The organism is Ruegeria sp. BI12, from assembly GCF_056537985.1.
Genome location: NZ_JBQFSL010000002.1, coordinates 158,579 through 177,236, shown reverse-complemented (window position 1 = coordinate 177,236; position 18,658 = coordinate 158,579). Strand labels below are relative to the sequence as shown.

The 18,658-nt window shown below is 57.0% G+C and carries 23 protein-coding genes; 17 read left to right on the top strand and 6 right to left on the bottom strand.

From position 1 onward, the window contains the following. The first annotated feature begins 2 nt into the window (after positions 1-2). From ACR0AK_RS14195 to ACR0AK_RS14160, 8 genes are all read left to right on the top strand, one after another. Positions 3-335, top strand: coding sequence for a hypothetical protein (locus tag ACR0AK_RS14195; protein ID WP_480793782.1), 333 nt, complete (start codon positions 3-5; stop codon positions 333-335). Next, positions 332-1,450: a hypothetical protein gene (locus ACR0AK_RS14190; protein ID WP_480793781.1), complete on the top strand. Its 1,119-nt coding sequence runs from the start codon at positions 332-334 to the stop codon at positions 1,448-1,450. The genes ACR0AK_RS14195 and ACR0AK_RS14190 overlap by 4 nt, the downstream gene beginning before the upstream one ends. A 22-nt stretch (positions 1,451-1,472) precedes the next feature. Further along, on the top strand, positions 1,473-3,404 hold the full coding sequence (locus ACR0AK_RS14185; RefSeq protein ID WP_480793780.1) for an AAA family ATPase: 1,932 nt from the start codon (positions 1,473-1,475) through the stop codon (positions 3,402-3,404). Beyond that, complete coding sequence (locus ACR0AK_RS14180; RefSeq protein WP_480793779.1) at positions 3,401-3,760, top strand: hypothetical protein; 360 nt, start codon at positions 3,401-3,403, stop codon at positions 3,758-3,760. Before ACR0AK_RS14185 ends, ACR0AK_RS14180 begins: the two co-directional genes overlap by 4 nt. Positions 3,761-3,876: 116 nt before the next feature. Continuing rightward, positions 3,877-4,440, top strand: a complete 564-nt coding sequence (locus tag ACR0AK_RS14175; RefSeq protein WP_480793778.1) for a hypothetical protein — start codon at positions 3,877-3,879, stop codon at positions 4,438-4,440. After that, positions 4,437-5,774: a DUF6638 family protein gene (locus ACR0AK_RS14170; protein ID WP_480793777.1), complete on the top strand. Its 1,338-nt coding sequence runs from the start codon at positions 4,437-4,439 to the stop codon at positions 5,772-5,774. Before ACR0AK_RS14175 ends, ACR0AK_RS14170 begins: the two co-directional genes overlap by 4 nt. Beyond that, positions 5,775-6,041, top strand: coding sequence for a hypothetical protein (locus tag ACR0AK_RS14165; RefSeq protein WP_480793776.1), 267 nt, complete (start codon positions 5,775-5,777; stop codon positions 6,039-6,041). An 11-nt stretch (positions 6,042-6,052) separates the two neighbouring features. Next, the gene (locus ACR0AK_RS14160; protein WP_480793775.1) at positions 6,053-6,697 is read left to right on the top strand and encodes a DUF1523 family protein; all 645 of its coding nucleotides are present in this window, start codon (positions 6,053-6,055) and stop codon (positions 6,695-6,697) included. Between the two features lie 61 nt (positions 6,698-6,758). On the opposite strand, the gene ACR0AK_RS14155 is transcribed toward ACR0AK_RS14160, so the two are convergent. The 6 genes from ACR0AK_RS14155 to ACR0AK_RS14130 form a co-directional block, all read right to left on the bottom strand. Next, complete coding sequence (locus ACR0AK_RS14155; protein WP_480793774.1) at positions 6,759-7,853, bottom strand: flagellar basal body P-ring protein FlgI; 1,095 nt, start codon at positions 7,851-7,853, stop codon at positions 6,759-6,761. Beyond that, positions 7,850-8,857: a flagellin gene (locus ACR0AK_RS14150; RefSeq protein WP_480793773.1), complete on the bottom strand. Its 1,008-nt coding sequence runs from the start codon at positions 8,855-8,857 to the stop codon at positions 7,850-7,852. The genes ACR0AK_RS14155 and ACR0AK_RS14150 overlap by 4 nt, the downstream gene beginning before the upstream one ends. A gap of 2 nt (positions 8,858-8,859) precedes the next feature. Continuing rightward, positions 8,860-10,311, bottom strand: coding sequence for a flagellar hook-associated protein FlgK (flgK, locus tag ACR0AK_RS14145; protein WP_480793772.1), 1,452 nt, complete (start codon positions 10,309-10,311; stop codon positions 8,860-8,862). Between the two features lie 34 nt (positions 10,312-10,345). Then, the gene (locus ACR0AK_RS14140; RefSeq protein WP_282120925.1) at positions 10,346-11,641 is read right to left on the bottom strand and encodes a flagellar hook protein FlgE; all 1,296 of its coding nucleotides are present in this window, start codon (positions 11,639-11,641) and stop codon (positions 10,346-10,348) included. Between the two features lie 98 nt (positions 11,642-11,739). Next, on the bottom strand, positions 11,740-12,576 hold the full coding sequence (locus ACR0AK_RS14135) for a flagellar motor protein MotB (RefSeq protein ID WP_480793771.1): 837 nt from the start codon (positions 12,574-12,576) through the stop codon (positions 11,740-11,742). A gap of 87 nt (positions 12,577-12,663) precedes the next feature. Then, a complete protein-coding gene (locus ACR0AK_RS14130; protein WP_480793770.1) occupies positions 12,664-13,998 on the bottom strand; it encodes a FliI/YscN family ATPase in 1,335 nt (444 codons plus the stop codon). Positions 13,999-14,084: 86 nt separating this feature from the next. Here ACR0AK_RS14130 and ACR0AK_RS14125 point away from each other — a divergent pair, with 86 nt between their 5' ends. From ACR0AK_RS14125 to ACR0AK_RS14085, 9 genes are read left to right on the top strand one after another with little or no spacing between them, the layout of a single operon-like run. Further along, positions 14,085-14,471: a FlgB family protein gene (locus ACR0AK_RS14125; protein WP_480793769.1), complete on the top strand. Its 387-nt coding sequence runs from the start codon at positions 14,085-14,087 to the stop codon at positions 14,469-14,471. A 12-nt stretch (positions 14,472-14,483) separates the two neighbouring features. Then, a complete protein-coding gene (gene flgC / locus ACR0AK_RS14120) occupies positions 14,484-14,870 on the top strand; it encodes a flagellar basal body rod protein FlgC (protein WP_480793768.1) in 387 nt (128 codons plus the stop codon). A gap of 11 nt (positions 14,871-14,881) precedes the next feature. After that, the gene (fliE, locus tag ACR0AK_RS14115) at positions 14,882-15,172 is read left to right on the top strand and encodes a flagellar hook-basal body complex protein FliE (RefSeq protein ID WP_170565121.1); all 291 of its coding nucleotides are present in this window, start codon (positions 14,882-14,884) and stop codon (positions 15,170-15,172) included. 4 nt (positions 15,173-15,176) lie between these two features. Further along, positions 15,177-15,449: a flagellar biosynthetic protein FliQ gene (locus tag ACR0AK_RS14110; RefSeq protein ID WP_480793767.1), complete on the top strand. Its 273-nt coding sequence runs from the start codon at positions 15,177-15,179 to the stop codon at positions 15,447-15,449. Next, a complete protein-coding gene (locus tag ACR0AK_RS14105) occupies positions 15,449-16,159 on the top strand; it encodes a flagellar hook-basal body complex protein (RefSeq protein ID WP_480793766.1) in 711 nt (236 codons plus the stop codon). Before ACR0AK_RS14110 ends, ACR0AK_RS14105 begins: the two co-directional genes overlap by 1 nt. 21 nt (positions 16,160-16,180) lie before the next feature. Continuing rightward, a complete protein-coding gene (gene flgG, locus ACR0AK_RS14100) occupies positions 16,181-16,966 on the top strand; it encodes a flagellar basal-body rod protein FlgG (protein ID WP_480793765.1) in 786 nt (261 codons plus the stop codon). Then, on the top strand, positions 16,966-17,382 hold the full coding sequence (gene flgA, locus ACR0AK_RS14095) for a flagellar basal body P-ring formation chaperone FlgA (protein ID WP_170565111.1): 417 nt from the start codon (positions 16,966-16,968) through the stop codon (positions 17,380-17,382). The genes flgG and flgA overlap by 1 nt, the downstream gene beginning before the upstream one ends. After that, a complete protein-coding gene (gene flgH, locus ACR0AK_RS14090) occupies positions 17,382-18,113 on the top strand; it encodes a flagellar basal body L-ring protein FlgH (protein WP_480793764.1) in 732 nt (243 codons plus the stop codon). Before flgA ends, flgH begins: the two co-directional genes overlap by 1 nt. Positions 18,114-18,125: 12 nt before the next feature. Beyond that, a complete protein-coding gene (locus ACR0AK_RS14085) occupies positions 18,126-18,653 on the top strand; it encodes a flagellar basal body-associated protein FliL (RefSeq protein ID WP_480793763.1) in 528 nt (175 codons plus the stop codon). Positions 18,654-18,658: the final 5 nt, after the last annotated feature.

Below are 18,658 nucleotides of genomic sequence, written 5' to 3'. Positions count from 1 at the left end.
CGTTGTACCAGAAACGAAACCAACCACTTCGCATAAAAAGCATCAGAGAGCTTGATCCGAAATTCAAACCAAGATGGTTTCGGATATTCATTCGGCTGGTTTTGGTCGGCATGATTTCAATGGTTGTTTTATTCCTTGGAGCAATCTTGGAAATTCAATGGCTTGCTTGGTCAGCGCTTGCTGTCGTCGGTGCGGTTGGAGCTTCGATCTTCGTTGTCGAGATCGGGTCTAAGTTATTATCCCTCGCGGGTTACTGGATTCCATGGGCTGGCCTTAAAGCTGCTCAGATAGAGGCTTGGCTGGAACGCGATTTGGATTGGGGTGGTTGGAAATGACCGACCCCACCCAAGACCATGTCGGCCTGACCGACACCTTCGCCTCGCGCCGCTATTTCCGCAAATTCGAGGTAATCACCGCCCACCTTCTGCGCGTGGCTGCGACGATGGAGGCCGAAGGGGCGATCTCGAAACAAGAAGTGCGGATCGTGTCGCGCTACCTCTCGGGGCTGCTCTACACCTTCCGCGCGCTCAGCATGAAGTACCTGCTGGTCGGGCGCGATACGGGGCGGTTCTTTGGCAGTCTCGCCATGGACAAGCGTGACAGCGGATTTCCGGTGGCGGCCGAGTTGCTGACAATGGCCAATGACGCGCAGCAGGCGCAGGTGCATCTGGAGAACATGCCAACCGAGGATGACCTGAAGACCGAGATGGTGCGCACCATCATCAGCGAACAGGAAATCCCCACCAAACTGCAATTCGCGCTGTCGCAAAGGCTCTATTACGAGGAATTGCTAAAAGGCCAGCTGTTCTGGGCCCGCAACGATCCAGAATGCAACTGGATCGAAAATGAGGGGGATCGGCGCAAGTTCATGATCCACTGGGCGGTTTACGACAGCCAGATCAACCTGCCGGTCATATACTTGATGCAGCTAGAAGACAGCGGCAAAACCGCCCTGCCTAAAGACCAACGCCGCTGGCCCGAGGTGCAAGCCCATCTGATGGCGCAATCCTTGGGCGGGCTGAAACTGGTGACCATTGCCAAGGGCTTCGATCAGGATTTCGACGACCTGCACCCCAAGCACTTGCGCCGGATCCACGTGGGGCCGATGTATTCCTCAGCCTTTACCGAGCAATCCGGTCCAATGCGGCAAGTTCTAGAGGACGCGCAGTCTCCGCAAGGTCAGGACTGGGCGCTGGCCTGGACCACAGAGGAACTGGAAAGCGAAGACGTCATCGAAGAACGCGCTGGATGGTTTTCCACCGTCGAGCGCGAGGTTTTCGCACTAGACCCGTTCGGCGGGCAGGGGGCCGAAACCGGGGCCACCCGCACCCAGCGCTCGATCATACTGCCCCAGCGTCCGTTTCAGGTGCTGGCCGAGCGCAACCCGCCGGGTTTTGCCGACGTACTTAAGTTCGTCGTCAGCAAGACCGGGCAGGTGTTGAGATATTGAATACAGCAAAGGCGATTGTGAAATGAGTTTGACGTCAGACCAGATGGAATTGCGCGAAGACGATATTCGCAAACATTATCCGGCAGCGACCGCCTTGCTAAACGGGTTCGAACACGCGCCTCGGATTGCCAAGGCGGTGGAGACGTCGACGGAACGGTCGCCGGGGGTGTCGACCGGACGTAGGTTCCGGTCCACCACGCCGGGTTTGGTGACACGGCGCACAGTGCGGACAGATGGGGTGCATCTCGTCGAGCGGATTGAGGCGTCGGATGATGGTGACATGCTGGTCTCGCCGCCTCAGGCGACTACACAGCGGGCGATCCGGCGCGCCATCGCCATCGCTCTGGCCGTGGGTGAGGCTTATGCGGAACAAACCCCGCTGGCCGACTTGAAACGTGCGAACCTTGCGGGTGATCTGCCTGCTGCGCGCAAGACCGAATTCTCGGAATTGCTAACCGCTGAGGCTCTGATCACCTCTCACACGTTCGGCAACGCACTGGCCTATCTGATGTCCTCGCATCTTGGTGAGACGACCGCCGATATCGGTGAGATCGAAGAGGTTCTGACCGACAATGGTCAACTCGCCCTGCACGGCGCGCTATGGGAGCTGGACCAAACGCTGGCCAAACACGCGCCTGACGACGCGCACCTGATCGCGGCCACTAGTGCCTATGCCGAGCAACTAATGGAAAAAGCGGCCCTGCGCGCGCAATCGTCTGGCCATCTGGCCCCGTTCCAGAACGCAGCTTGGCATATAGAAGCGGATGACCTGACAATCCGGGGGTTCGAACCTGCGTCCAAAGCCAAATCCACCACGCTGACCATGACGTTCAAGAAGCCGAACGAGGTGGTTGGCAACCATATCGCCAAGTATCAGGCGATGAAGCTGGCCAAGATGGTGATGGCCTATGATTTCGACCGCCGCCTGAACCCCTTCGCGGAACTTGGCGGGTTCATTTTCACCTTCATGGGCGACGGCAAACCGGGCACCGGCAAGACCACCTTGATCCAGATGATGGCCGGTCTGATCAACGACTACTGCCAGAACGCTGGCTATCCGTTTCGCTATCAGAACCTGAGCACCGACAATATCGACAGCTATCAGGGCAAGTCCGGCCAGAACGCCAAGGCCTTCATCAACACGATCATCGACCCCTCGGTCATCGGGTTCGGCACCATCGACGATATCGACCAGCTGGCGGGCAAGCGCGGCGACCGGCAATCGTCAGCCGGGCAGCTGGAAATCACCGCCGTGCTGATGGAGAGTTTTGCGGGCGCCAACACCGTCGTGCGCGGCAACTGCACCTTTGGCATGTTCTCGAATTACCCCGAGAATGTGGACGACGCCTTGCGTCAACGGGCGGGCGCGCGGTTCCTGGTTGACGGGCCGCAGACGCGCGAGGATTACATCGATATCCTGCACCTGCTGATGGGCCGCAACCACGACATCCCGTTGGGCGAACACGAGGCCTATGCCGCGCAGGAAATCAAAAAAGCCGTCGCCGCAAGTTTCGAAAGCCATTCCCGCCCGCATGAAGACGCTCTGCTGCAGGTCTATGAACAGGTTTCGGGCGATATCGGCCAGATGGACACGATTGCCAAGCTCGGCACCTATCTCAAGGCGATCCAACAGGCCGATGAGCGCTTTACCGGTCGCGCGATCAAGAACATCACCGACGCGGTCAAGGTCCGCGCGATGGATTTCGAACTGCCCGACGAGTGGATGGAGAACCCCGACCTGTTCCTGTTCCGCGACTACGACACCAAGAAAGCCATGATCGAGGACCTGCGCCAGCCGATCACCGTTGAGATGGTGATGCAGGAGATCAACCGCTACGCCGACAGCGAGTTCCGCTATGCCGACAAGAGCGACGAGGTTGCCATCGAGAACGCCGTCCGCGAGATGGGCCGGATGGAAGAGGCCAAGCGGCGGTATCTGGAGGGGAAGGGGTGACCGGAGGACTTTTTCTCGTCTTCACCAGCCTGATAGCGGCGTGTATCTTCTTCGGGATGTCTGTGGCCCGAAGGCGGCCGGGTACATTTGCCTCATTCGCCCAGCTTTGCCTGATCATTTTTACGATCTGTTATGTATGGAGTTCACTGTTTGAGATTTGGATTAACGGCGCTTCGTTGGACAATGCGGAGTCTTTACTGCACGCCTTTGGACCCGGTCGGATGCCTGCGTTATTTTTGAAATCGGCCCTCATCTGGTTCATACCGGCGATGGTAATGGCAGCCATCAGCTTTGGGTTGGCACGTGCGCGCATCGTAAACTCCCGTGACGCTTCCGAGCTGAAAGGAGAGGCTTGATGTTGGCTCGAGAGATAAAATGCAATGCCGACAAGAGCGACGAGGTCACCGTCCGTAAGATGGGCCAGATGGAAGAGGCCAAGCGGCGGTATCTGGAGGGGAAGGGGTAAACTTCCATGCTAATTGAGTTGCTGAAATCTGTTGGTGACGTTCTCGGAGCGCTTAATACGTGGCTCAGTGAAAACAAGCTACTGTTTTTCTCCGTGTTGATTCCCGCATTTTCATACATTTTGTCAAAGCGTTATGAGGAACGTTCAGCCCAGAGAGCGTTTAGTCAACGTCGGCATGAACGGAACCTCCAAAAAGAACTCAGGCTGTTTGATCTAAAAGAAAAAAGGATGGAAGAACTTCGACGGGATTTGGCCAAAGCGCTCGAACTAACCGCATTAGCAGTAGCAAAGACTACTTCTGAAGAAGACAAGACGAATGCCCTTGAAACCATTGCTAGTTTGCGACTTCGGGTTCCATTGGATGATCCAGATTATCAAAGTTTCCACGATGCTTGCAAAGCTTCGACGCAGACAATTCTGGGTGAAACAGTCAGTGACCAAAATTCTGCATCTCAGGAGAAGAAAAACCGTCCGCTAGTCTCAATAGGTCATGAAATATTGTGTAGATGGGAGCGCGACCTAGAAAGGAACCTACGTATGGCGGATGCGCACAAGGATAACTGCAGGTGATCCGCCTCATCAAAAAAGGCCTGATGTTCGGCAACCTCGTCCACATCTCCAGCCCGGCCTTAGTCGAGCGATATAACCGCGCGCTACAGCATTTGGCGGGCAAGACCACGGCGCTGACGGATTTCCATGTCGATATCTCGGGCTATTCGCCGGAGGTGGGGATTGAGCTGGAGGATGAGCTTTACCTCAATCCCAACGGGGTCAACCGGCAGTTCATCCTGCTGACGACCGAGCAGAAACGCGCGCCTTTGCTGAACGTCAAATTCTCGACCTCGCGCGATATCCTGCGCGACTTCATCGAGATGAACGAGGCACAGCTATTCGCCCTGACCGCCACCGATGCGGTGGCTGGAGAACTGGTGAATTCGGTCATTAAACTCACCACCCCACGCGACCTACTGAACCTGCGCAAGATCGAGATTGAGGCAGACACTGCCGGAGGTACTCTGCGCAAGGCACAGCAACTGGCGGGCATGGTCGAACAGTTCAAAACCGAAGAGGATGCCTGGTTCGACGATGTGCTGATCGCCAAGATGATCGAGACCGCCAGGGAAACGGGCGACGTGACCCGCAACCCGGTTCGTTTGCGCCATACCGCGTTTGAACAGCGCAACTTCTGGACGGCGCATTTTGGCGGCCTGTACCTGTTCCCGGATCTGGATCACCCGGCGGCGATCTGCATGAGCGAAAAACCCGATGAGATGCCAATAAAATACGTTTTTGATCCGTCTCAGCGGAACCAGATCGCCAAATTTCTTGGGCTCAATAATCTGGTCGAGACGATCATCGAGGCGCGCGGTGTCAATTCGGCCTCGATCTTGCAACAGAAGATGGATTTTCTGACCGTCGACGCCGCAGCCGATGCTGGCGTTGACCTGTCCGGGCTGGATCGGGGCGACATGCGACGGCTGGCCCGCAACCACGCGGATCGTCTGCCCGAAGCCTATCACGGCCTAGCGCAACTGTTGCGCTGGGCAAAAGATGGCGGTCCTTGGCCGCGTATCACCTCGGACCATCCTGCTTATTTTTACACGCTGCGTGCCACCGACACGCCGAACCGTGATCTGGTGAACATGCTGCTGGCCGAATTGGCCCCGCTGGACCCGCGCCAGATGTTTATTTGCCATAAAGAACTCTTCTACCGAACCTACGCCAAGTGGCCTGAGGCCAAGAAAGCCTATGTTGCCGACTTCCTTGCACGAGAGTATCAGGTGGACAAGGCAGGCGCTCGGGCTGCCCTGTTCGGCCATGAACCGGACATGAGCGGAAATGACCGGGTCAGTGATGACATCATCGCACGCGTTGGTCCCTGGGGCGCAGTAGGGAGAAGTTAAATGTTCGTTGCACTCCGCTTTCTGATCCCATTACTGATCCTACTGACTATTCTCTATGTAGGCGTGTCGATCTATTCCCGCCGGGTGCGGCGCGGTAAGCTGATTGCGCATTGGGAAAAAAAGGGGATGACCGGTGACCGGGATGCTTTTATTCAGCGCGGGCTGAAAAAGTACGACGGATCGTTTCGCCGAAAACTGATCCTCGGGATTTACGTGGTGCCGCTGGGCCTGATCGCGATCCTGATTTATGTTTCGAATTTCATGTGAGGGTTGCGCAGATGCGTTACATCAAATGGGCCATCATTATCCTGTTCTGGGGCACGATTGCGGCGGTGTTGAACTACACCTTACCGCAACATGACGTGGTTCGGATATCCGATACCTATGAGAAGCGGATCGACCCCGGTGAAAACAGCATCTTCTGGTCGGTTCATGACGTTGGCAGCGATGCGACAACGCCAAACCGCGATGTGTTTTTCATTCAGACGCGCAAGACCAACGGCAAGGTCATGGTTTATCGGAACGAAGACACCGGCTGGGGTTGGCCACCGTATTTCAAACTAAACTCGTCGAATCTTCAGGCCGAAGCCGCAGACTTGAAATCAACAACCGAAGCGCCTCGCTGGGTGGTTGTTCGCCACTACGGTTGGCGAAGTGAATTCCTGTCGATTTTCCCGAATGCCGTAAAGATTTGGTCAGTAGACAGCCAAGACGTTCGGATCATTCCCTGGTTCAACATCATTTTTCTAACCGTTTTCTTCGCGATTGTGTGGGCCCTTTGGGTCCGCTGGCGCCGGTTTCGCGAGGCGCGGGTCGATCCGGTAATCGAAAATATGGAAGACGGCTTCTACGCCGCCGGCGACGCCATTGAAGAGCAGGGCAGCAAGTTTCGGAAATGGCTAAACAGTTGGAAATCAAAATAAGATTGGGCGGGGCTAATGGCCCCACCACCAGCTTGGATAGTGACGTGCGCGGCTGAATCCTTCAGCGTACAATGAACTCCGCGTGCAGCGCTCCGGCGGCTTTGATCGTCTTCAGAATGTCGATCATATCGCGGGGCGAAACCCCAAGCGCGTTCAGACCGGCCACGACTTCGGATAGGGTTGTCGCTTCGGGTATCTCGGCCAGTCCGGTGCCTTCCTCTTCTTCTATGCCGGCGATTGTTCGCGGCACCACTACGGTCTCTCCGCGCGCGAAGGGGTTGGGTTGGACTGCGATCGGCGCTTCTTCGACCGTGAGCGTGAGATTTCCCTGCGAGACCGCCACACGGGATATCCGCACTTCCTGACCCATCACAATCGTGCCCGAACGCTGATCAACCACGACGCGGGCCTTGGTTTCGGGTTCGACCAGAATGTTCTCGATCCGCCCCAGTGCGTGGGCGGTTGAAATGGCCCGCGTTGCCGCGATGTTCAACTCGACTGTGCCCGAGTCGCGCATGATTGCCACCGCGCGATTGAACTCGTTATTGATGGCAGTCTCGATCCGACCCGCCGTTGTAAAATCAGGTTCCCGTAAGGCCAGACGCATTTGGGTGAGCGCCGAAAGCTCAAAGTCAATTTCACGCTCGACCCTTGCCCCGGACGGGATCACCCCAGATGTTGGAACGCCCTGCACAACCGAGGCGGCCTCGCCCTCAGCCGCGACGCCGCCTGCCAAAACGGTGCCCTGCGCCACCGCGTAAATCTGCCCGTCGGCGGCGTTCAATGGGGTCATTATCAACGTTCCGCCCAACAGGCTTTTGGAATCTCCTATGGCAGAGACCGTCACGTCGATTTGCCCGCCAACACGTGAGAAAGGCGGCAGGCTTGCTGTCACCAGAACGGCGGCTACGTTTTTGGGACGAAAGTCCTCACCGTTGACGTTGACGCCCAACCTTTCAAGAATGTTGGACATGATCTCTTCGGTGAAGGGTGAATTCCTGAGCCCGTCACCAGTTCCGTTCAGCCCCACGACCAAGCCGTAACCGACCAGATCGTTCCCGCGGACCCCGTCGAAATCCACCAGATCTTTCAGTCGGATCGTGCCGGCGGAGGCCAGGCCAGGAAGCAGCATCAAAAGAAAAACAAGAATTCTCATCTCAGGAAATTCACCAGCGACAGGTTCGCGTTGCGAACGGTGACGGAATACAGGCTTTCCAGTTGAAACTGCACGGTTTGCAATTGCGTGGCAGTTTCGTAAGGATCCGCTGAGATCAAGGTGCTTCGGCTGCTTTGCAAGCTTGTCCGTGCAGCGTTGTTTCGCGTTTGCGCCTGATCAATCCGAGCTTCGGTTGAGCCGACATCGGCGCGCAGCCGTACCAGCTGATCCTTGGTGTTGACCAGATCGACACCCAATTGTTTGAACAGGGCGGTTCTTTGTTGCGTCGGGACATTCAGACCGCTGTCCGCGACTACTGCCGCGACTGCGATATCGCGAAGTGCAGCTTTGATGGCCGGATCCGTCGCTGTCACGGGAATTGAGACGCTTTCATTCTCGGAAATCTGCATGGGGGCCAGTTCTGTGTCGGACCCTTGATAGATCACCGCGTCAAATCCGGTAGGGTCGTTGAACCAGTCTTCCGCCCTCTGCCTGATGTCTGCAACAGTGGCTGCACCTGTAAGCTCTGCTGTAAGTGCGGTGATCAGCGTGTCCGCGGATAGCAGCGGAGAGACATCCGTTGCCGTACCCGAAAAAAGGCTGCGCCCACCGGCGCGAGTGTTCAATGCAGAAACGATTGCATTCAGTTCGTTTTTGGCCTGGGTCGATGCGTTTTCGTGGGTCACGGCCTGATTTGACGTGCCGAAAGACAAAAGCGAGGCGGTAATCCCCTCAACAGCGCCGGCAACTGTGTTCAGGCTCAGTTGCATCGCATCAGTGAACAGTCCGGCTTCGGCTGTCGATACCTTAAACGCATCCAGTCTGGACAGGCTGCGATCCAGGTCCAACAGGTGGGAATAATCGCCGTCCAGATGTCCAGACAAATCTTGAACCCGCCCGGAAGACAATTCGTAGGACAGTGTTTCGATCTGATTTTTGATTTCGGTGGACCGAGATCTCAGCGTCAACCCACGCGCCAGATCACCAATGGATGTCAAATTCATCGTCACAACCTCAGCAGAGTGTCCATCATCTCATCCACGGTCGAGATGAGCCGTGCATTCGCGGCGTATGTCTTTTCGATCTGCATCAGGTTTTGCAGTTCGGTGTCAGTATCCACGCCACGTTCAGCTTCGATCTTGGCCATTTCCAGTTGCGAGTTCGTGGCGAATGTCATGCGCCCTTCGGCGGCATGGGCATCTGCCCCGGCCGTTGACAAAAGCGCCTCGGCAATTTCCGCAGCACGCAGGTTCCCGCTGCCATAAAGCCCCCCGGCAACGGGACGAGCATCACTCAGGATCTCCCCAAATGCCCTAAGTTGCGTTGCATCTCCCGGGTCACCTGGGGTGGCGGCACCAAGGCCTGTTCGCAATTTCCAACTGTTTCCCCCAGCATCTGGATCTACGGCGGTATTCAAGCTGAGGCGCGATGCCAAACCGGCCAGTCCGGCCGCATTGAAACGATTGCCATCATCGGTGAACAGGCCAGGATCGGTTACTGCGACAGTCGGATCCAGACCGGCGGTTTCGAACCGTTCGATCAGGTCTTGCGCCGCAGTATCCAAATGGACCTGTGCCTCAAGCGAAAGCTCATCGCGAATCTCGAACTGAGCCGCCAGAGCTCCACCGCGAAGCTGCGCATTGTTGCCGCTGGTGCGCACAGGTTGCCCGTTCATTTCAAGCCCTGATAGCAAGCTGTTGGCAACTGTCATGTGCGGTTTGGTTTCGCCAGTTGTCGTAAAACTGAATTCGGCCGCTTGCCCTTCTAGAAGAATTAAACCGCCGTCCGAGTAGAGGGAAACGCGGTCGTTTTCCCGCGCCACAACGTTGACTGGGATCAGCTCGTTCACTTGGTCAATCAACACCTGACGCTGATCCAGCAGGGCGTTGAATTCGCCGCCAGTGATCTTGATGCTGGGGATCTTGTTGTTCAGCTTTTCGATATCCTGCAACGATTGGTTCAGGCGATCGACCTGCTTGCCGATAGACCTGTCTGCGTCCGACCGCGCCTGACGCAGGCCTTCGGATGCCGCATTAAGACTGTCCGCCAATTCCCGTGCAGCGCGGGCCGCCTGATCCAGCCGTACTTTTGAATCGGGCAGGCTTGCGGCCGTGGTCATGCTGTTTTCAAAATTGGTCAACCGGGAAGCGAAGGATTTGGGATCATCAACTGAGCCCACGGCCTTTTCAAAACGCGTGTAGAACTCTGATATTGCGCTGGCACCGGCAAGATTAGCGTCCGAATCTCTCCGGTTAGCGATCAGGACCGGATCCTGATGGCGCGTCACTCCGACGGTACGCACGCCATTGCCAGAGATCGGACTTGTCGCCAACTCAAGCGAACGGCGTCCGTAGCCTGGCGTTAGGGCGTTGGCGATATTGCCCGACACAACCGCGGCCCCGCGGCTTGCGGCGGTCAGACCGCCCAACGCGTTGTTCAATGCTGTCGTCATGTTCATTGGACAGGTCCTTTCCCTAGTTCAATGCCCCGGATCAACGTTTGATATTCGTCGTTTCCTGCAGCATCTCGTCGACTGTCTGGATCACTTTGGCGCTTGAGGAAAATGCCCGCTGCGTCTGGATCATTGATGTCAGTTCAGTTGCAACATCTGTCGTCGATTCTTCGCGCGCAAAGGACACCAGATCGCCCGTTGGCCCATCGCCCGCGTTCCACAGGAAGAACGTTCCGCTATCGCGGGATGGGGCATAGGTCTGATTATCCAGCGCCGTTAGCCCATTTGGGTTGGGAACATCGACAAGTGGAATCTGGTACACGCGCCGGCTGACACCGCTGTCGTATTGTGCGTAGACATACCCGTTTTCATCCACCTTCACGCCTGTCATTGTTGCAACGGGGGCACCGTCGCGCGTGATCGATACAGGGGCAAATGTATCCGACAGCTGGGTAATCCCATCCTTGTCGCCAATCTGACCGATATTAATCTCCATCGGCCCACCATCTACGTTTACCACAAAACTGCCATTTGCCGGATCGTAAGCACCACCCGATATGGTGGTCACGCTGGCCAGCGTGCCGCCTGCGGTTCGGCTGTCGGTAAAGGTCAGGCGGTACTCTCCGATCACCGCACCGCCAGATGCGGTATCGCGCAGCGTCATGGTCCATTCATTGCTGGATCCTGTTCCAGGCACGGTCGGGACCAGTTCAATGTTTACGGATTCTGATTTTCCGAGGTTGTCAAAATACTCAACCGACAAAGGCTGTGCGTCACCCGGTGCGCCAGCATCCGTCGCCGTGGCCGGAAGGTTCATTCGAAGGTTCATGCTTGTGGTCGGCGAACCGGTTAGTTGGTTTACGCTGAGTTTGACGGGTTCCAGTGCAGCTGGAGTATCCCTTGGCACATTAGGGATCGATCCGTCGGGGCCAGCGGGCCAACCCAACAAAACAAGCCCCGATTGCGTTACCAGATGACCCTGCTCATTGGTGCGGAACGAGCCAGTTGTGGTCAGCAGCATCTCATTCGAGTTTGACGCCACCTGAGAGCTGGGCCGCACGGGCAGCAGGCCACGGCCGCGCACTGCCAGGTCGGTTGAATTGTTCGTTGTGACCAGCGATCCACGCTGGTCGATCATGCGCTGACTCGTGGTTCTGACGCCGCCTGCCGAATAGCTTCCGCCCTGACCGGAGGTGACCATCGAGTGAAAGTCGGTCTCGACCCGTTTGTAGCCAAAGGTGGACGAGTTGGCGATATTGTCAGAGATGGTCGCCAGCCGGTTCGCGTTGGCCTTCAAAGCGGCCACACCGGCATTCAGCGAAGAGGAAATTGTCATTGGCACGCCCTTCTGTTGCGTCAAAACGTGATGCAACAGCTAACGTGCTGGCCCTTAACAGCACGCTAACAGGTAAAATGCGTTCTATCCTTTTGGGTTTAGGGCGTGCGCAGAAAGATGATCTCGATCCGGTTGTTACGAACGGCCATCGGGTTCTTGGTCGTCAGTTCGCGGTCCGCGTGGCCCGTGACCCGATCCAGCCTTTCGGCGGCCAAACCCTTGCCCTGCAACATCTGGCGCACGGTTTGAGCGCGGGTCGTCGAAAGGTCCCAGGCCGGGTTGTTTACCAGGACAACTGGGGAAGCGCGAACATGACCCTCGACGGCGACGGCATTCTGTACCAGATCCGAAGACCGCGCCACCAGCAGCGCCAGTGCGCGCATCATGGCGGTAGGCTTGTCGGTTTCCGATTCGAACAGCGGTTGATCCTCTGTATCGAACAGTTCGACAATCAAACCTTCGTCGGTGACCCGCGTTACGATGTGTTTCAGGAGCTTGTCCGAGGCCAGGCTCTCGCCGGTTCGCCCCAAAAGCTTGGCTTCAAGCGTCGAGAAATCCTCAAGGTTTTCCTTGCCATCGTCGGCGTTAACACCGACCGAACCGTGTGCCTGCCGGGCAACCGTAGGGCTTTTCTGGCTGGCGCCCGAACCATCCATCACCATGGTCTTTTCCGAGAACATATTGTTGCCGCCGAAGGCGCCATCACCGCCGCCTGACACCGGATTCACCGGTATTGTTGGCGAAAAGTAATCTGCCAGTCCTTTGCGTTGTTTCTCCGTCGTTGCATTCAACAGCCACATCAACATGAAGAACGCCATCATGGCCGTGACAAAGTCGGCATAAGCGACTTTCCACGCGCCACCGTGGTGGCCATCGCCACCTGACACACGTTTCTTCTTGATGATGATTGGCGCCGCATTGGATTGCGTACCCATCTCCACCACCTTTTTATCACCCGCTTCCGGGGTAGCAGGGCAGGTCTTAAGGTGGGCTTAACGTTTAAAACTGTCGCGATATCGATGCTATGCCAAAGCGGTTCCTGACCGGCGCAGGATCAGTTGCAGGCGGTCAAAACTATTCTTGATTCCGTCCGTTTCGGATCGGGAAAAAAAGGCGTCCAACTCATCATGGACGCGCACGGCCTGGTCCAGCAAAGGGTCCGCGCCCTCGGAATAGAGCCCGGCCTTTATCATGACCTCGGATTGTTCATAGCTGCCAACCAGTCGGCGGGTTTGCGATATCAACAGGTTCTCCTCCTCGGTGGCCGCACTGGGCAGGCTGCGCGAGACTGAGCGGCTGAGGTCGATGGCCGGGAAACGGCCGCGTTCGGCGATCTCACGGCTCAGGACAATGTGGCCGTCCAGAACGCCGCGCAGAATGTCGGCGATTGGTTCTTCCATGTCCGACCCTGCGACCAAAACGCTAAATACGGCGGTGATGTCGCCCTGTTCGCCCTTGCCCGGACCTGCGCGCTCGCAAAGGCCTGCAATCAATGGAGTCACCGAAGGTGGAAACCCGCGCAGCGATGGCTGTTCTCCCGTTGCCACCGCAATCTCACGATGCGCTTCGGCAAAACGGGTGACGGAATCGGCCAAAAACAGAACGTTCATTCCCTGATCGCGCAGATACTCTGCCACCGACATCGCGGACCAGGCACATCGGCGGCGCGCCAGGGCGGACTGATTAGACGTTGCGGCCACGACGACTGACCGCCTCATTCCCTCGGAACCCAGTGCATGTTCGACAAACTCGTTGACCTCGCGCCCACGCTCGCCCACCAGCGCGAAAACAACTGCATCCGCCTGCATCGACCTAGCCAAGGTCGCCAGCAAAGTGGACTTTCCCACGCCCGAACCTGCGAACAAACCAACACGCTGCCCCTGAACCAATGGCAGCATGGTGTTTAGCATCGCAAGCCCGGTTTCCATTCGGGCACCCAGAGGTTTGCGATCGACTGCCGCTGGTGGGGCTTGCATGATGTCCTGCGTTTGGACTCCCTGCAGCAGCGGTTTTCCGTCCAGCGGCTGACCGAACGGGTCAATCACTCGTCCCAACCAGTGCATACCGGGCGCAAAGGCGGGCGTTTGCTGCAGAATCACCCTGTCGCCAAGGCAGACCCCGTCTGGTGCCATGGCGGGTAGCATGTGGATCAGATCCGATTCGACATGCAGAACTTCGCCGGCCAGAGCCAGTCCATTGCGTCGGCGTAAAGTCACATGATCCCCGATCCGCGCATGGGATTCTAGACCTGCTACCTCAATGACACCACGCGCGACGCAGGCTACGTGCCCCATATGGCGCGTAGCAGACAGGCGGTCGAATTCACATTTCAAAAGCATCGGGTCGAGATCGGACATCGTGGGTTCTCCAACGGTTTCTGAAAACGGTTTTTAAAGGAATCGGGGTTAAGCCTTGATTGAAATTGATCGAGGGAGAAGCCCCGATGTTCTATGACCTGAACGTCTTTAAATCTGCGTACGCAATGGCAACCCATGCCGGTCAACAGCAGGCAGTGATTGCGCGCAACATGGCCAATGCGGACACGCCGGGCTACCAGCCCCGCGATATCGAGGCTTTTCAAAAAGCGTTCGAAAACTCAGGCCGTGAGGTCGCCATGACCGCCACGCGGGCAGGACATCTCAACGGCTTCAGCAGCCCAAAACCCTGGGCTGAGTTTGAGACGACCCCGTCAGGTGACCCAAACGGCAATGGCGTTTCGGTTGAGGAAGAGATGCTGAAAGGTGTTGAGGCCAAGCGACAGCATGATCGTGCTCTGGCGATCTACAAATCTTCAATGAACATTCTGCGCAGCAGCCTGGGCCGGGCATAAGAGGGCAGCTGGATGAGCGATTTTTCCCATTCCCTGAGCGTCTCTGCCAGCGCTTTGCGCGCGCAGGCCGCGCGTTTGCGCCATGTATCCGAAAACATCTCGAACGCGGATACGCCGGGATATCGGCGCAAAACGGTGCCGTTTGAAACCGTAAACAAAGACGGCAAGGAAACGGTGCAGGCGGGGCGGGTCAAGCTGGATCGTCGCGCGCTGTCGCGCATTTATGACCCAAGTCACCCGATGGCCGATGACACCGGTCACTATCGCGGCTCGAACGTCGATCTGATGATCGAGATAGCGGATGCCCGCGAGGCGCAGCGTAGCTACGAAGCCAACCTCAAAATGTTCGATCAGACGCGCCAAATGTCGTCGAGCCTGATGGATCTTCTCAGAAAATAAAGGACACCAGAATGGATATCCGAGCTCTTAACGCGGTCCAGAGTTACGCGGGCGCGCGCCCGGCGACGCAGGCTGATCCAGACCATGCGGGAATGGCCCAGAGGCTGCGATCCGGGTTTCAGGACTTTGCCGAGACCTTGAAACAGTCCGAACAGATGTCGCAAGCCGCGATGACCGGACAAGCGGATCCGCATGCTTTGGTACAAGCATTGGCCCAGACCGAACTGGCCGTCGAAACCGCTGTAATCGTGCGCAATAAAGTGGTCGAGGCCTATCAGGAAATCCTGCGGATGCCGGTCTGACGACATGCTCAGCGAGGGTTTCTTTTATGACATCGTGCGTCAGGCGCTTTGGGTCGCGGTGATCACCTCCGTCCCGATCCTCGCCGTGGCGCTGGTTTCGGGCTTGATCGTTGGACTGTTCCAGGCGCTGACCTCGGTGCAAGAGATGACGCTGACCTTCGTACCCAAACTGATGGCCATCGTTATCGTGTTCTGGATTTCGATGGGCTTCATGACCCAAACGCTTGTCACGTTTTTCACAGGAACACTCATCCCTTTGATCGCAGGAGGTCGCTGATGGATACCGCCTATGTCACCCTATCCCGGCAATCGGGACTGATGAACGAAATGCGGTTGGTGGCGAACAACATCGCCAACGCCAATACCACGGGCTATCGCGCGCAAGGCCTGGTATTTTCGGAATTCGTGCGTGATATGCCCGGTAACCCGTCCCTGTCGATGAGCCGCGCGGAAGTACGTAACACGTCATTGCAACAAGGCGTGCTTACGGAAACTGGAGGGCAGTTCGATTTTGCCATCGAAGGCGACGGGTTCTTCATGGTCGAATCCCCCGCGGGCAACCGTCTGACCCGTGCTGGTGCGTTCTCATCCAACGCGGACGGAGATCTGGTGACAATGGACGGGCACCGTGTGCTGGATAGCAATGGCGCACCGGTTTTTATCCCCCCGGACGCGGTGGCCATTGATGTTGGCAGTGACGGCACGCTGAGCGTCGACGGGCAATTGCTGGGACAGATCGGTGTTTACCGCGTTGCCGATCCCAAAACGCTGGTGCGCGAAGGCAGTACGCAGTTTCGGGCCGAGGGCGATATTGAACCAGTTGAAGAGCCTGTGGTCGTTCACCGCTTTCTCGAAGGATCGAATGTGAATGCAGTCGCCCAGGTCTCGCGAATGGTCGAGATCCAGCGCGCTTATGAATTGGGTCAAAGCTTTCTGGAGTCCGAAGACGAACGGGTGCGTGGCGCGCTCAAGGCGCTGATGCGCTGATTTGAATAAGGAGGATTTTACATGCGGGCATTGAAAATCGCAGCGACTGGTATGACGGCGCAACAGATGCGGGTCGAGACGATCTCGAACAACCTCGCGAACATGAACACTACGGGCTACAACGCGCGGCGGGCTGAGTTTGCCGATCTGCACTATCAGCAGGTGGCACGCGCAGGCGCGGTCAACGCCAATGATGGTACGGTTTTGCCAACAGGTATCCAGTTAGGTCTTGGCGTACGCCCGGCTGCAGTGACTGTGCAACTGTCGCAGGGCGCGTTGTCTGCCACCGGAAGCGATCTGGACATCGCCATCGAAGGGCGCGGTTATCTGGAAGTGACGTTGCCCAACGGCCAGTCCGGCTTTACCCGCGATGGCAGCCTGAAACGATCAGCCGAGGGGCTGATCGTAACATCGGACGGGTTTGCTGTAGCGCCCGAGATCACCATTCCAGACGATGCGCGGTCGATCTCGATTAACCCCGCGGGTGAGGTTTACGCCTATTTCGATGACGCGCCAGAAGGTCAATTGCTGGGAGAGTTCACTTTGGCCAGCTTCTCAAATGCCAAGGGACTCGAGGCGATTGGCAGCAACCTGTTCAAGGAAACCGAAGCTTCGGGCGCGCCGGTGGCAGGCGCACCCGGAGAGGACGGGATGGGTACGCTACGGCAGGGTTATCTCGAGGACAGCTCGGTTGATGCGGTGCGGGAAGTTACCGAACTGATCGAAGCTCAGCGGGGGTATGAAATGAATGCCAAGGTCATATCGGCCGTCGATCAGATGATGGGCGCAACGACGCAGGTGCGGTGATGCGGTTTCTGGGCTTTGTTCTGGCTTTGATGGTGCCGATTCCGGCGATGGCTGAAATCGTGGTGTCGAAACGCACCATCCGTGCCAAAGAAATCATTTCCGCTGCTGACCTGGAAACCAAGGATCAAATGGTTCCTAACGCTGTGAGCAATGCAGACTTTTTGATCGGACAAGAGGCGCGTGTCGCCTTGTACCCGGGGCGCCCCATCCGCGAGGGCGATGTTGGTCCGCCGGCAATTGTGGATCGTAACGATCTTGTCGTTCTCGTCTTTGACCGCCGACCTCTGTCCATCACTGCCGAAGGTCGCGCCCTGGGGCGTGGGGCAGTCGGGGATCGCATCCGGGTTATGAACCTGTCGTCACGTACAACCGTCACTGGACGTATCCGGTCGAACGGCCAGATCGAGGTAAAATAATGTCAGCACTACCTAAAACCGTTTTAGCTGTCGCGCTGGCCTTGACCGCGTGTGGTCGTGTGGATCATCTCGGCAAACCGCCAAGTTTTACGCCGAATGAGGAGTCGCCGGAACATGTGGCAATGCTCTGGCCGGGTTTGCCCTTGCACACGCAGCCGCAGCGCAACGTCGACAAATCGTCGCTTTGGAGCGGTGGCCAGCAGTCCCTACTGGGAGATCAGCGCGCGATCAAAAAGGGGGACATCCTTACGGTCGTGATCGAATTGGACGAAAAGGCCGAGATATCGAACGACACGAACCGTTCGCGCAGCGGATCAGAAAGCCTTGAGGTGCCGGGTTTGTTTGGCTTGCCGCAACGCGCGGCCGAGCACCTGCCAGACGGTGCCTCGCTAGACGAAGCCGTGTCGATCGACTCTGCCTCGACCAGCAAAGGTAAAGGATCGGTGAAGCGAAAGGAAAAGCTGACCCTGCGGGTGGCTGCGACCGTGATTGATGTATTGCCGAATGGAGTTCTGTCGATCTCGGGTTCGCAGGAGTTGCGCGTCAACTTTGAATTGCGCGAACTCTTGGTTGCCGGCTACGTGCGTCCTCAGGATATCTCGCGCCAGAATGAGATTACCTATGACAAGATCGCGTCGGCGCGTGTGTCATATGGTGGCCGCGGTCAGATCACCGACGTTCAACAGCCTCGCTACGGGCAGCAAATCCTGGATTCAATTCTGCCATTCTGAGGGGCGAGAGTGATGAAAAAACTGATCCCCATCGTTTTTCTTATTGTGGGCTTGGGTAGCGGCATAGCGGCAGGCGTGTTTCTGGCCCCTTCGGAAAACAAGGCAGAAACTGCCAAGGATATGAGTGCAGACTCAAAGACAGAAAAGCCCAACAAGAAAGACACAAAAGCCACAGGCAAAAAACCGGGCGAGCGAAACAAAACGGACGGCACGGGCACCTATGAGTATCTGAAATTGACCAAACAATTCGTTGTTCCGATCGTGGAATCGGATCGGATCGCGGCGCTTGTCACCATGTCTCTTAGCCTTGAGGTCACTCCCGGCATGGCCGAGCCTTTCTACGCCTCGGAACCCAAGCTGCGCGACCGCTTTTTGCAGGTGTTGTTCGACCATGCCAATACCGGTGGGTTTGACGGGAACTTCACCCATTCAGACAATCTGGACGTCTTACGCGAGGCACTGTTGGATGAGGCGCGAAAGGATTTGGGTGACGATGTCTCAAAGATCCTGATCATGAGTGTGAATCGTCAAGACACGTGACGGAT

Bases quoted from the DNA above. Each gene is read 5' to 3' on its own strand.
- ACR0AK_RS14190 (WP_480793781.1), top strand. From the start codon at position 332: ATGACCGACCCCACCCAAGACCATGTCGGCCTGACCGACACCTTCGCC.
- ACR0AK_RS14185 (WP_480793780.1), top strand. From the start codon at position 1,473: ATGAGTTTGACGTCAGACCAGATGGAATTGCGCGAAGACGATATTCGC.
- ACR0AK_RS14175 (WP_480793778.1), top strand. From the start codon at position 3,877: ATGCTAATTGAGTTGCTGAAATCTGTTGGTGACGTTCTCGGAGCGCTT.
- ACR0AK_RS14165 (WP_480793776.1), top strand. From the start codon at position 5,775: ATGTTCGTTGCACTCCGCTTTCTGATCCCATTACTGATCCTACTGACT.
- ACR0AK_RS14160 (WP_480793775.1), top strand. From the start codon at position 6,053: ATGCGTTACATCAAATGGGCCATCATTATCCTGTTCTGGGGCACGATT.
- ACR0AK_RS14155 (WP_480793774.1), bottom strand. From the start codon at position 7,853: ATGAGAATTCTTGTTTTTCTTTTGATGCTGCTTCCTGGCCTGGCCTCC.
- ACR0AK_RS14150 (WP_480793773.1), bottom strand. From the start codon at position 8,857: ATGAATTTGACATCCATTGGTGATCTGGCGCGTGGGTTGACGCTGAGA.
- flgK (WP_480793772.1), bottom strand. From the start codon at position 10,311: ATGAACATGACGACAGCATTGAACAACGCGTTGGGCGGTCTGACCGCC.
- ACR0AK_RS14140 (WP_282120925.1), bottom strand. From the start codon at position 11,641: ATGACAATTTCCTCTTCGCTGAATGCCGGTGTGGCCGCTTTGAAGGCC.
- ACR0AK_RS14135 (WP_480793771.1), bottom strand. From the start codon at position 12,576: ATGGGTACGCAATCCAATGCGGCGCCAATCATCATCAAGAAGAAACGT.
- ACR0AK_RS14130 (WP_480793770.1), bottom strand. From the start codon at position 13,998: ATGTCCGATCTCGACCCGATGCTTTTGAAATGTGAATTCGACCGCCTG.
- ACR0AK_RS14125 (WP_480793769.1), top strand. From the start codon at position 14,085: ATGTTCTATGACCTGAACGTCTTTAAATCTGCGTACGCAATGGCAACC.
- flgC (WP_480793768.1), top strand. From the start codon at position 14,484: ATGAGCGATTTTTCCCATTCCCTGAGCGTCTCTGCCAGCGCTTTGCGC.
- fliE (WP_170565121.1), top strand. From the start codon at position 14,882: ATGGATATCCGAGCTCTTAACGCGGTCCAGAGTTACGCGGGCGCGCGC.
- ACR0AK_RS14110 (WP_480793767.1), top strand. From the start codon at position 15,177: ATGCTCAGCGAGGGTTTCTTTTATGACATCGTGCGTCAGGCGCTTTGG.
- ACR0AK_RS14105 (WP_480793766.1), top strand. From the start codon at position 15,449: ATGGATACCGCCTATGTCACCCTATCCCGGCAATCGGGACTGATGAAC.
- flgG (WP_480793765.1), top strand. From the start codon at position 16,181: ATGCGGGCATTGAAAATCGCAGCGACTGGTATGACGGCGCAACAGATG.
- flgA (WP_170565111.1), top strand. From the start codon at position 16,966: ATGCGGTTTCTGGGCTTTGTTCTGGCTTTGATGGTGCCGATTCCGGCG.
- flgH (WP_480793764.1), top strand. From the start codon at position 17,382: ATGTCAGCACTACCTAAAACCGTTTTAGCTGTCGCGCTGGCCTTGACC.
- ACR0AK_RS14085 (WP_480793763.1), top strand. From the start codon at position 18,126: ATGAAAAAACTGATCCCCATCGTTTTTCTTATTGTGGGCTTGGGTAGC.